General features: G+C 69.7%; 9 protein-coding genes and 1 pseudogene. 1 reads left to right on the top strand and 9 read right to left on the bottom strand.

The genetic code is table 11. The features are described 5' to 3' along the window. Window positions 1–99: 99 nt before the first annotated feature. On the bottom strand, window positions 100–696 hold the full coding sequence (gene lspA / locus AC0Z36_RS07775; RefSeq protein ID WP_485462073.1) for a signal peptidase II: 597 nt from the start codon (window positions 694–696) through the stop codon (window positions 100–102). 275 nt (window positions 697–971) lie between these two features. Then, the gene (locus AC0Z36_RS07770; protein WP_485461972.1) at window positions 972–1,595 is read right to left on the bottom strand and encodes a TraR/DksA family transcriptional regulator; all 624 of its coding nucleotides are present in this window, start codon (window positions 1,593–1,595) and stop codon (window positions 972–974) included. Between the two features lie 808 nt (window positions 1,596–2,403). Between AC0Z36_RS07770 and ileS the strand changes: the two genes are divergently transcribed. Next, window positions 2,404–5,559, top strand: coding sequence for an isoleucine--tRNA ligase (gene ileS / locus AC0Z36_RS07765; RefSeq protein ID WP_485461971.1), 3,156 nt, complete (start codon window positions 2,404–2,406; stop codon window positions 5,557–5,559). Between the two features lie 286 nt (window positions 5,560–5,845). Here the strand turns inward: ileS and AC0Z36_RS07760 are convergent, their stop codons facing one another. From AC0Z36_RS07760 to AC0Z36_RS07730, 7 genes and pseudogenes are all read right to left on the bottom strand, one after another. After that, a complete protein-coding gene (locus AC0Z36_RS07760) occupies window positions 5,846–7,102 on the bottom strand; it encodes a DivIVA domain-containing protein (protein ID WP_485461970.1) in 1,257 nt (418 codons plus the stop codon). A 48-nt stretch (window positions 7,103–7,150) separates the two neighbouring features. Next, window positions 7,151–7,435, bottom strand: coding sequence for a YggT family protein (locus tag AC0Z36_RS07755; protein WP_485461969.1), 285 nt, complete (start codon window positions 7,433–7,435; stop codon window positions 7,151–7,153). 79 nt (window positions 7,436–7,514) lie between these two features. After that, a complete protein-coding gene (locus AC0Z36_RS07750; protein ID WP_485461968.1) occupies window positions 7,515–8,159 on the bottom strand; it encodes a cell division protein SepF in 645 nt (214 codons plus the stop codon). A gap of 90 nt (window positions 8,160–8,249) precedes the next feature. Continuing rightward, window positions 8,250–8,963, bottom strand: a complete 714-nt coding sequence (locus AC0Z36_RS07745) for a YggS family pyridoxal phosphate-dependent enzyme (RefSeq protein WP_485462072.1) — start codon at window positions 8,961–8,963, stop codon at window positions 8,250–8,252. A 118-nt stretch (window positions 8,964–9,081) separates the two neighbouring features. Next, on the bottom strand, window positions 9,082–9,807 hold the full coding sequence (gene pgeF, locus AC0Z36_RS07740) for a peptidoglycan editing factor PgeF (protein WP_485461967.1): 726 nt from the start codon (window positions 9,805–9,807) through the stop codon (window positions 9,082–9,084). Window positions 9,808–9,996: 189 nt separating this feature from the next. Then, window positions 9,997–11,068 (bottom strand): annotated as a pseudogene (ftsZ, locus tag AC0Z36_RS07735) (cell division protein FtsZ); the annotation flags it as partial. 258 nt (window positions 11,069–11,326) lie between these two features. After that, entirely contained in the window at window positions 11,327–12,319 is a 993-nt protein-coding gene (locus tag AC0Z36_RS07730) for a cell division protein FtsQ/DivIB (protein WP_485461966.1), read from the bottom strand. Window positions 12,320–12,648 lie beyond the last annotated feature (329 nt).

Here is a 12,648-nt window from a genome sequence, read left to right as displayed (position 1 = left end):
CCACCGCCGGCGCCTGGAAATCGGTCAGGCCCGAAACGCCGCGGCCCAAGGAATGGGTGACAGCGTTCCGGGCCTGACCGGCACAGGCGGAGTACGGGATCACCTGCTGCCGGCAGGCCCTTCCGGCGGCTCGGCGGCGGAGTCCCCGGCGGTGTCCCGCTCTTCGGAGTCCGCGTCGGAGCCGGTGTCCGGGTCAGTCTCGGAGTCGGTGTCCTTCGTGCCGTCCGGCTGCAACCCCATGAAGGACAGCAGCACGATCAGGCACCCGCCGACCACGATCGCGGAGTCCGCCAGGTTGAACACGGCGAAGCTCTTCGGCGCGATGAAGTCCACCACGTGCCCGCGCAGGAACCCGGGCGCCCGGAAGAACCTGTCAGTGAGGTTGCCGAGCGCTCCGCCCAGGAGCAGGCCCAGGGCCACCGCCCAGGGCAGGCTGTAGAGCTTGCGGGCCAGCCGGAGGATGATCACGACGACGGCCGCGGCGATCAGGGTGAACACGACGGTGTAGCCCTGGCCCATGCCGAAGGCCGCGCCGGAGTTGCGGGTGCCGTGCAGCTGGAGCCAGTCGCCCAGGAGCCGGATGGGCTCCTCACCTTCCAGCTCGGCGACGACCAAGAGCTTGCTGCCGAGGTCGAGGATGTACGCCAGAGCCGCGATGCCGAGCAGGACGCCGACCCGGCGCGCGCCGCGGTTCACCGGGGTGTCACCGCTGTCGGAGTCGCCGTCAGTGCCGCTTTCGGCACTGCGCTCAACAACACTGCGCTCAACAGCACTGCTGTCAACGGCACGGCTCTCAACAGCGCTGTCCTCCACAACACTGTCGACACTGCTGTCGGGCACTGCCGCGTCAGGCACTGTCTCGGACGCATGGGCCGCCCGGCCCTCCCGTGGTTCCGCTCCGGTACCGATGGCCGACGCTCCGCTTCACTCGATAGGCGCTGCGGGGCGTCGGCCGGGCCCGGACGGGTCGGCTATCGGCGCTCCTCGCGCTGTTTGCAGGTCACGCAAAGGATGGCACGCGGGAACACCTCAAGGCGGGCCTTCCCGATGGGCGAGCCGCAGGACTCACAGTCGCCGTACGTGCCGTCGGCGAGCCTGCGCAGCGCCCGTTCCGACTGGAGCAGCATGCCACGGGTGTTGTTCGTCAGGGACACCTCATGCTCCCTTTCGATGTTCTTGGTGCCCGCGTCGGCCTGGTCGTCGCCCGCGCCGTCACCGGAATCCCGCAGCAGGTCCGCGATGCCGTGCTCGGCCAGGGAGATCTCGCCGCGCAGCCGCTCGACGTCGGCGAGCAGGTTGTCGCGGACGGTGCCCAGGTCGTCGGCCGTCCACGGGTCCTCGCCGGAGCGCACCGCGTAGACGTCGGGGCCGCGGAAATCGCCCAGGGCCACCGCGGTCACCGTCGAGCCCGCGGCAGCGGCGCGCGCTGCCACCGCCGCCTTAGACCGGCTGGGCCGGGCCGTCGCCTTGACAGTCGACGCCGGTTTGACGCCGTTCGCCGGAGCAGCGCTCTTGACGCCCCCTCCGGCCGTGGCGACCGCCGTCGAGCCGCCTGGCCTGGTCAGTCCGCCGTCTGCTTTTCCGGTCTCCGCCATGGTCACGGCCCCCTTGGGATAAGTAGGGATTCTCTGGACGACTGTGTGCGACTGTGTGCGACTGTGTGCGACTGTGTCGCGCCGCTCCGCTGCCCGGACGCAGTCCGGGGCCCCGGAGACGGGGTGCGCCACCGCTGGTGCCGCGCCGGGGCGGCGACGCATCACGGTTGTGCCCACTGTCGGCGAGGGCTATCCCTTTTCCGCGTGTCCGTCTCGTTACCGACTGCTCCACGGCTCGTTAGCCACTCCTGGGCGTACGGCGTCCGGGCGGCGCAGGGCGGCACCGTGCATATCCAGGAGTCGGCGGCCGGTCGTTCGGCATACAATTCGTTCAGCGGGACGGTGCTGATGGGACGAGTACCGCCGCACGCAGCCGGAGGGGACTCCGAAGCGACCCGGGGACGGTGTGAGCCCGGGGGTGTGCGCGGCGCGAAGATCACCCCGGAGCCGTCGGAAGAAGGGCCTGTACAGAACTCTGTACGAACAGCGCACAGGCCCCGTAGAACCGGCACCCGCGGCGAATGAGTGGGCCGTACGCCGGATTCCTCCGCGAGGTCACACGCCGGGTCCGTCGGAGCCAAGCGACGACGGGACCGGACGACGTGTGACTTCGGGCGGTGTGAAACAGCGCCACGGCCAAGAAGGGTGGTACCGCGGGAGGCCCTGGGGTTTCGCCGCGAGGTCACACGCCGGGTCCGTCGGAGCGAAGCGACGACGGGACCGGACCACGTGTGACTTCGGGCGGCAGACCTCAGCACGGGCGTCTCGTCCCTTCCCCGGACAGACACGCCCGCGGAAGGAACAGCCCATGTACCGCCCGGTACCGGCGCAGGTCGACCTGCCTGCCATGGAACACGAAGTCCTGACGTTCTGGCAGCAGCAGGACATCTTCGGCCGCAGTCTGAAGCAGACCGCCGACGGCCCCCAGTGGGTGTTCTACGAAGGGCCCCCCACTGCCAACGGCATGCCCGGCGCGCACCACATCGAGGCCCGCGTCTTCAAGGACGTGTTCCCGCGCTACCGGACGATGAAGGGCTACCACGTCCCCCGCAAGGGCGGCTGGGACTGCCACGGTCTGCCGGTGGAGCTGGCCGTCGAGAAGGAGCTGGGCTTCGCCGGCAAGCAGGACATCGAGGCGTACGGCGTCGCGCCGTTCAACGACAGGTGCCGTGAGTCGGTCCAGCGGCACACCGACGCGTTCGAAGAGCTGACGACCCGGATGGGCTACTGGGTCGACATGTCCCAGGCCTACCGGACGATGGACCCGGACTACATCGAGTCGGTGTGGTGGTCGCTGAAGCAGATCTTCGACAAGGGCCTCCTCGTGCAGGACTACCGGGTCGCCCCGTGGTGTCCGCGCTGCGGGACCGGGTTGTCCGACCACGAGTTGGCGCAGGGCTACGAGACGGTCGTCGACCCGTCGGTGTTCGTCCGGTTCCCGCTGACCGGCGGGCCGCTCGCGGCCCCGGTGAACGGGCAGGGCACCGCGATGCTCGTGTGGACCACCACCCCGTGGACCCTGGTGTCCAACACCGCCGTGGCGGTCCACCCCGAGGTCACCTACGTCGTCGCCACGGACGGTACGGAACGCCTCGTCGTCGCCGAGCCGCTGGTGGAGAAGGCCCTCGGCGAGGGCTGGACGCTGACCGGCGAGAAGTACACCGGCGCGGAGATGGAGCGCTGGGCCTACCAGCGGCCGTTCGAGCTCGTCGACATGCCGGACGCCAACTTCGTGGTGCTCGGCGGCTACGTGACCACCGAGGACGGTTCCGGCCTGGTCCACCAGGCGCCGGCGTTCGGCGCGGACGACCTCATCGTCTGCAAGGCGTACGGCCTGCCCGTGGTCAACCCCGTCCGCCCGGACGGCACCTTCGAGGAGTCGGTCCCGCTCGTCGGCGGGGTGTTCTTCAAGAAGGCCGACGAGAAGCTCGTCGCCGACCTGCGTGAGCGCGGCCTGCTGTTCCGGCACGTCGAGTACGAGCACAGCTACCCGCACTGCTGGCGCTGCCACACCGCGCTGCTCTACTACGCGCAACCGTCCTGGTACATCCGCACGACCGCGGTCAAGGACGCACTCCTGCGGGAGAACGAGCGGACCACGTGGTACCCGGAGACGGTCAAGTGGGGCCGCTTCGGCGACTGGCTCAACGGCAACGTCGACTGGGCGCTGTCCCGCAACCGCTACTGGGGCACTCCGCTGCCGATCTGGCGCTGTGCGGAGGGGCACCTGACCTGCGCGGGTTCGCTGGGTGAGCTGTCGGAGCTGACCGGCCGCGACCTGTCGGAGCTCGACCCGCACCGGCCGTACATCGACGAAGTGACCTTCCCGTGCACCGCCGGGGGCTGCTCCGCCGAGTCGGTGCGGGTGCCCGAGGTCATCGACGCCTGGTACGACTCGGGCTCGATGCCGTTCGCGCAGCACGGCTACCCGCACAAGAACAAGGAACTGTTCGAGGGCTCCTACCCGGCGCAGTTCATCTCCGAGGCGATCGACCAGACGCGTGGGTGGTTCTACACGCTGATGGCCATCGGCACACTCGTGTTCGACCGTTCCTCGTACGAGAACGTCGTCTGCCTCGGGCACATCCTGGCCGAGGACGGCCGGAAGATGAGCAAGCACCTGGGCAACACCCTGGCCCCGGTGCCGTTGATGGACCAGCACGGCGCAGACGCCGTGCGCTGGTTCATGGCCGCGGGCGGCTCCCCGTGGGCGGCGCGTCGCGTCGGCCACGGAACCATCCAGGAAGTCGTCCGGCGGGTGCTGCTGACCTACTGGAACACGGTCAGTTTCCAGGCTTTGTACGGGCGTACCGCCGAATGGGTGCCCAGCGCCTCGGACCCGGCCCCGGCCGACCGTCCGCTGATCGACCGCTGGTTGCTCAGCGAACTGAACATCCTGGTCCGCGACGTGGACGCCGCCCTGGAGGCGTACGACACCCAGCGCGCCGGAAAGCTGCTCTCGCAGTTCACCGACGACCTTTCCAACTGGTACGTCCGCCGGTCGCGCCGCCGCTTCTGGGACGGCGAGCCGGCCGCGCTGCGCACGCTGCACGAGGTCATCGGGACGCTGACGAAGCTGATGGCGCCGCTGACCCCGTTCATCGCCGAGCGGGTGTGGCAGGACATGGTCCGCCCCTGCTCGGACGACGCTCCCGACTCGGTTCACCTGGCGGCCTGGCCGACCGCCGACGAGGCGCTGATCAGGCCGGAGCTGTCCACCCGGATGGCGTTGGTCCGCCGTCTGGTGGAGCTGGGCCGGGCCACCCGCGCCGACTCCGGAGTGAAGACCCGGCAGCCGCTGGGCCGCGCGCTGGTGGGCGCACAGGGCTGGGACACCCTGGACGACGAACTGCGCGCGCAGATCGCCGAGGAGCTCAACGTCCTGTCCCTGGCCTCACTGTCCGACGCGGGCGGGGACCTGGTCGAGTACAGCGCCAAGGGCAACTTCCGGGCCCTGGGCAAGCGGTTCGCCAAGGAGACCCCGAAGGTCGCCGGGGCGATCGCGGCGACCGACGCGGCGGCGCTGTACGCCGCGCTGCGGGCCACCGGCGAGGCCGTCGTGCTCCTGGACGGCGCGGAGATCACCGTGTCCTCCGAGGAGGTCATCGTGACCGAGACCCCGCGTGAGGGCTGGGCGGTGGCCAGCGAGTCCGGCGCCACCGTCGCCCTCGACCTGGAGATCACCCCCGAACTGCGGCTCGCGGGCATCTCCCGCGATGTCGTCCGGCTGATCCAGGAGGCCCGCAAGAACAGCGGCCTGGACGTGTCGGACCGGATCGTCGTGTGGTGGAGCGCCGACACCGCCGAGGAGACCACCTCGGCCCTGCTCGCCCACGGCGCGCAGGTGGCCGAAGAGGTCCTGGCCCTGGAATTCGTCCAGGGCACCCCGGAGGACGAGGAACTCCACGAGGTCCAGGAGGAGTCCCTGGGCCTGCGCGTGTGGCTGCGCAAGGCGAAGCGCTGACCGGCTGAAGATCAAAAAACGAGAGGGCCTGTACGGATTTCAAATCCGTACAGGCCCTCTCGCGTTCGGACGCGCAGCGTCCCGGCGGCCCCACCACGAGGCGACGGGCGCGCAGCACCCCGGAGCGCGCCCGGCGACCGCGGCCCGACCGGGCGACGCCCGCGCTTGGAGCCCGGCAGCAACACAGCCCGGCGAGAAACCTGAAGGGGCGCCGGGGCACACACCAGGTCCACGGACTGGTGGGTGTCCCGACGCCCCTTCAAGGGTCCGTCAGACGGTCACGACTTCAGTTGTCGTTGTCGTCCTCGATCAGGAAGCCGCGGACCTGGGCGGAGGGCCCGGTCGGCTGCATCTGCTGCGGCTGCGGCGCCTGCGGGCGCAGCGGGGCCATCTGCTGCGTCATCTGCGGGCCGCCCATGGGACCGCCCTGACCGCCGAGCGACGGGGTCATGGCCGGGCTCATGGAGGAGGGCGCCATCGACGACGGTCCCTGCTGACCCATGGTGGACGGCGGCAGCGAGACGGCCGGCTGGGACCGCGGCGGGGCCAGCGAGTCGTCGGCCTGGGCTTCGAGCTGGCGCAGCTGGCTGTCCAGGTAGGACTTGAGACGCGTGCGGTACTCGCGCTCGAAGGCGCGCAGGTCGTCGACCTTGCGCTCCAGCGTGGCGCGGGCGGACTCCAGGGAGCCCATCGCCACGCGGTGCTTCTCCTGGGCGTCCCGTTCCAGCGCGTCGGCCTTCGAACGGGCGTCCCGCTCCATGCCTTCGGCGCGGGTGCGGGCCTCGCTCACGATCTTGTTGGCTTCGGCGCGGGCTTCGGCGATCGCCTGGTCCGCGGTCTGCTGGGCGAGTGCCAGCACCCGGGCCGCGCTGTCGCCACCGCCCTGCTGCATCGGCTGCTGCTGCATGGGCTGCTGCATCTGCATCGGCTGCATCTGCTGCTGCTGGGGGTTGCCCATCGGGCCGCCCTGTCCGCCCGGGAGCTGCGGCGGGCCTTGGAGCTGGTGCTGGCCGCCCATCGGGCCGCCCTGCATCTGGCCCTGCATGCCCTGCTGCTGCATGGGCTGCTGCATCTGCATCGGCTGCATCTGCTGCTGGGGGTTGCCCATCGGGCCGCCCTGTCCGCCCGGGAGCTGGTGCTGGCCGCTCATCGGGCCGCCCTGCATCTGGCCCTGCATCTGCTGTTGCTGCTGCTGGGGGTTGCCCATCGGGCCGCCCTGCATCTGCTGCTGGGGGCCGCCCTGCTGGGGCGGCGGCGGAACCTGGTTGGGCCCGGATATGGCTGCCGGTACAGGCGCCTGCGGTTCGCGTTCCTTGCGCTGCTGCTGTTGCTGCTGCGCCTGCTGGGCCTGCTGCTGGCTCTGGGCCGCGGCACGTGTCGCAGCTGCGAGCTTGGCGCGCAGGTCCTCGTTCTCGCGCAGCAGTCGTGTCAGCTCCGCTTCGACCTCGTCGAGGAACGCGTCAACCTCGTCCTCGTCGTAGCCCTCTCGGAGGCGGACGGTCGTAAACTGCTTGTTACGTACGTCCTCGGGGGTCAACGGCATCTCTTCACCTCAGCGTGATCGTCGGCGTTTTCGGACAGACGGTACCGCTTACAACCCGCCGACCACGTAGATCAGGATCCACACAATGATCATGAGTACGAAGAACGACAGGTCTAGCGCTACACCCCCGAGGCGCAGCGGAGGAATGAACCTGCGCAGCAACTTCAGCGGTGGGTCCGTGATCGAGTAAGTGGTCTCCAGCACGACGACCATCGCCTTGCCGGGCTGGTAGGACCGGGCGAACTGGAACACGTAGTCCATGACAAGCCGGAACAGCAGCACGAGCATGAACAGGTACAGCGCGATATAGAGGATCTGTACCACGACACTCACTGCGCTGCCCCCTTGAGCACGTTCACCGGGCCGGCTTGGCCGGTACCACTGCCTTGCCTCAGATCCCGCATTTACCGCTCTAGCTCTGGTTGAAGAAACCGCCCTCGGCGATCCTTGCCTTGTCTTCCGCCGTCACATCGACGTTAGCAGGCGACAGAAGGAAGACCTTCTGGGTCACCCGTTCGATGCTTCCGTGCAGACCGAAGACGAGTCCTGCTGCGAAGTCCACCAGCCGCTTGGCGTCGGTGTCCTCCATTTCCGTGAGGTTCATGATGACCGGGGTCGATTCACGGAAGTGTTCGCCGATGGTACGTGCTTCGTTGTAGGTACGGGGGTGGAGCGTGGTGATGCGGTAGGGTTCACGCTCGCTCGCGACTTTATGCACGTTCACCACTGGGCTCTCGGGGCGGCGGTCGGACATGGTGGACACAGTCGCACGGTGCTCGTCCTGTTGGACAGGCACGATCGCGGACCGGTGGACGGCCTTGCCGTCACGGTGCTCCTCGCGGAGTTCCCGCGGCTCGCGGGTTTCCGCCGGCTTTTCCTGGCGCTGTTCCTGATGACGCTCCTCACGCCGTTCGTCACGGCGTTCGGCTGTCCGATCAGCGGTCTGGTCGGTACGTGACCGCGGCCCGAGGTCGTCCTCGTCGTAGTCGTCGTACTCGTAGACATCGTCCTCCACGAGGCCGAGGTAGACCGCCATCTTGCGCATCGCGCCGGCCATGTTCGCGTCCTTTTGGTCTGTGGCGGATCGGCTGGTCAGGTGGGCCTCTCCGCCCCGGTGCGGGGTGGTGGCAGACCCTTTCCGGTGACGCTACCGGAGGGATGGCCGGACTCCGAGCACCGCCGTACCGATGCGTACATGTGTCGCACCGGCGCTGACGGCCTGTTCGAGGTCGCCGCTCATCCCCGCCGAGACCATGGTTGCAGTCGGATAGGCATTCCGCAGGCGGGTTCCGATTTCTTCCAGTCCGGCGAACGCGCGGGCCGGTTCGACGCCCAGCGGCGCGACGGCCATCACGCCGCCGAGTTTCAGACCGTCAGATCCAGCCACCGCTTCGGCGAGCGCTTCGACGTCCGCGGGCAGCACGCCGCCGCGCGCGGGGTCGCCGTCGAGACTGATCTGCAGAAGGACCGTCAGTTCCCGTGCCCTGCGCAGCTGTTCCCGACTGCGGAGCACCGCGGCCGACAGCGCGCTGACGAGTCGTCGGCGGTCGACCGAGTGGACGACGTCGGCGTACGCGGCGACCGAGGCTGCCTTGTTCGTCTGGAGCTGGCCGATGTAATGCCACGTCAGGGGTAGGTCGTTGAGCACCGCGGCCTTCGGCGCGGCTTCCTGGTCGCGGTTCTCCCCCACGTGCCGGACGCCGAGTCCGGACAGCAGCCGGACGTCACTCGCCGGGTAGGTCTTGGTGACGACGACGAGGGTGACTCCGGCGCGGTCGCGGCCGGCCGTGTCGCACGCCGCGACGAGTCGCCGCTCGACGTCGGCGAGGTTGGCGGCGAGCTCTTCCTGACGTGACTTCAGCGCCGGATCTGCGGGTGTCGTACTCATGCCCTCCATGATTCCCGAACGTGAGTGCGGACGCCGGTCGGGGTGGTCCCCCGGAGCGGGCGGTACGGTCCGGCCGGTCGCGGGCACCGGCTCAGTCCAGCCAGACGTAGCCCGCGAGGCGGCCCGTTCCACCATCCCGCCGGTAGGAGAAATGGTCCTCCGACTCCTTGGTGCAGATGTGGGATTTGTCACCCTGCGTCACTCCTGTTCGGCGGAGCTGGGCCCACACTCCGGCGGTGACGTCCAGGGCCGGGGTCCCCGCGCGGGTGCGGCTGCGCGATCCGGGCTCCAGCGCGGCGACTTCGTCACACATGTCCGCCGGGACCTCATAGCAGGACCCGCACACGGCCGGTCCGGTCAGCGCGATGATCCTGCCGGGTTCGGCTCCGAGCGAAACCATCGTCCCGACCGTACGGATGACGAGTCCGGCTGCCATCCCCGGACGGCCCGCGTGCGCGGCTGCGGCGACACCGGCGACCGGGTCGGCGAGCAACACCGGAGTGCAGTCGGCCACCAGGACCGCCAGGGCCAGCCCCCGGGTACGGGTGACGACCGCGTCGGCGGCGGGGACTTCACCCGGGCGCGGGGCGTCGACGATGTCGACGGTGTCCCCGTGCACCTGGTTCATCCAGACCACCCGGGCCGGGTCCAGGCCCAGGCCCTGTGCGGCGAGGACCCTGTTGTCGGCGACCGCCCGCGGGTCGTCGCCGACGTGGCCGCCGAGGTTGAGCTGGGAAAAGGGAGCGGCGCTCACCCCGCCCCACCTGTCGGTGAAGGCGAAGTGAGCGCCGTCGGCACTGCTGCGCGTGGAGAACATGCGGCATTCCTACTACATGCGGTGCTGCTTGGTGCTCTGCTGCTCCGTACCGTGCTGCTTACCGCTTCAGGCCGTACCAGTTCATGCTGTGTTACTTCATGAAGGGCGGGACATCGAGGTCGATGTCCTCCTTCACCGGCTCAGGGATCAGCGGCGCGCGGGGTGCCGGAGTGGTCGGGTAGGAGCCGGGGTTGGCCGGCGCCGGCGCGGGTTCGGCCGCGAGCGCGCCGTGGCCGACGGGTGCCGCCGGCCGGGTCTGCCCCTGTTCGGCGGCCTGCGCGCGGGCCTTGGCAGCTTCGCTGCGCGACGGCGGCTGCCCTCCGTCAAAACCCGCCGCGATCACCGTGACCCGGACTTCATCGCCGAGCGCGTCGTCGATGACCGCGCCGAAGATGATGTTGGCTTCCGGGTGTGCGGACACGCTGACCAGCTGCGCGGCCTCGTTGATCTCGAACAGGCCGAGGTCGGAGCCGCCGGAGATCGAGAGCAGGACCCCACGCGCACCGTCGATGGACGCTTCGAGGAGCGGCGAGGAGATCGCCATCTCCGCGGCGGCCACCGCACGGTCGTCACCACGGGCCGAGCCGATCCCCATGAGGGCCGAGCCCGCCTCGGACATGACCGACTTGACGTCGGCGAAGTCGAGGTTGATCAGGCCCGGGGTGGTGATGAGATCAGTGATGCCCTGCACGCCGGACAGCAGGACCTGGTCCGCCGAACGGAACGCGTCCAGGACGCTGACCTGCCGGTCGGAGATCGAGAGCAGCCGGTCGTTGGGGATGACGATGAGGGTGTCGACCTCTTCGCGCAGCTGCGCGATGCCGTCCTCGGCCTGGTTGGCGCGGCGCCGGCCTTCGAAGGTGAAGGGCCGGGTGACCACGCCGATGGTCAGGGCGCCCAGCATGCGGGCGATGTTCGCCACGACAGGTGCGCCGCCGGTGCCGGTTCCACCGCCCTCACCGGCCGTCACGAAGACCATGTCGGCCCCCTTGAGGACCTCTTCGATCTCCTCGCGGTGGTCTTCGGCTGCCTTGCGGCCGACATCGGGGTTCGCGCCCGCGCCGAGACCGCGGGTGAGCTCACGGCCGACGTCGAGCTTGACGTCCGCGTCGCTCATGAGCAGGGCCTGGGCGTCGGTGTTGATCGCGATGAACTCGACGCCCTTGAGACCGACCTCGATCATCCGGTTGATGGCGTTCACGCCGCCACCGCCGATACCGACGACCTTGATGACTGCGAGGTAGTTCTGGGGTGCTGCCACGTCGAAGGCCTCTCGCCTCGAGTTCCTCGTCCTCACCGCGTGGGACCGCTGTGAGGACATTGCCGATGGGGGAAGCTCCGCAGGCTGCTTCCGCAACCTCCACAACCCTCACCCTCAGGTTTAGATTTAGGCCTTTGTCCATGCAAGCCGCGTCGACCTGGGGGGCCATAGCACTACGCAGGACATTAGGTGGCTACAGGACGCGGTTCAACGAACACGCCGGACCACGTCCCTTGTTTTCACTTCAAGTGATCAGCTTCACGTCCCCGGACGGACTGCGGCCGGCGTTGCCGGCGCGCTGGGGACCGGGGTCACCGGAGCACTCGTAGCCGTGTCCGCCGGTAACGGCGGCACGATGTCGACGGCCGACGCCGGAGCGGGGCCCGGCAGCGGTGCGGTCCGGGTCACCGGGGCGTCGGGCACACTCACGTCGTACACCTTCGCCTTCCGCTGCTCCAGGAGCACACCGAGGACGGCGGCCTTGCGCGCCGAGTCCTGCGCGCCGCCCCACAGTACGGTGATCCCGCCGTCGAGTGTCAGCCGGATGTCGTCCCGGCTGCGCGCCGCGATGCCGCGGACCTGTTCGGTCAGTGGCCCTGGCAACGCCCCGACCACCTGCGCGACACCGCGCAACGTGCCAGGTGAGACGGTGTCAGCGTCCGCGTCCACCACCGGAATCCGGTCCGGCGCCTTGTCAAGGCTGCCGAACCGTACACCGTTGGAGTCCACCTCCGCGAAACGGCCGTGGTCCGGCACCACCAGGGCGGCGGTGCGTTCGCGCACGGTGATCCGCAGTCCGTGCGGCCACTCGCGGGAGACTTCGACGGACGCGACCCGGGGCACGGAGGCGACCCGGCGGCGCACCGCGTCCAGGTCGACGCGGGCCAGCGGCTGCCCCTTCGGCACTGCGGCGACCTCCCGCACCTGACCGGCCTGAAGGGCCGTCAGTCCGCGCACGTCGACCGTACGGACGTCGAGGAGGGACGAGAACCAGACAGCCCAGCCGGCCAGGCCGGCCAGCACGAAGGCGCTGATGATGATCAGCAGCGGCTGGAGGTTGGTCCAGCGCCGCCTGGCCTTCGCGGCGGACTTCGCCCTCGCGACGGGCTTGGTCCGCACAGCGGATTTCTGGTGCCCGGCCGGGCGCGCGGCCGACCGTACGGACGGGCGCGTGGCGGCGGGACGCTCGGCCCGGATGCGCATCGGCTGCGGCTCGCGCCGCTTGACGTCGCCGTCCTGCCGCTGAGTCACCCGCACCCGCCCCGATCCGTTACCTGTCTGTTAATCCCTTCAGCTTCGTACGTATCCGCTGGAAAACACGCGCGACGCGCCGGTCAGCCCCGGCGACAACTACACCTTGAGTGAGCCCACCGCGAAGCACCCCTGCGGCACCACCGCGAGACGACAGCCAGGCAACGCCCCTGCGGCACCACCGCGAGGCGACGGGCGCGCAGCGTCCCGAGCGCAGCCGGAGGCTGCGGCTTGCCCGGGCGACGCGCAGGCGCCGAGCGACGACTGAGCGAAGCGAAGACGGCGGGAGGAAAACGCCTGCGCTTGGAGCCCGGAATCAGCACAGCCCG

This window comes from Kitasatospora sp. UYEF31 (genome assembly GCF_057291755.1).
The sequence above is the reverse complement of the archived record's forward strand: the minus strand, read 5'-3'. Positions and strand labels throughout refer to the sequence as shown.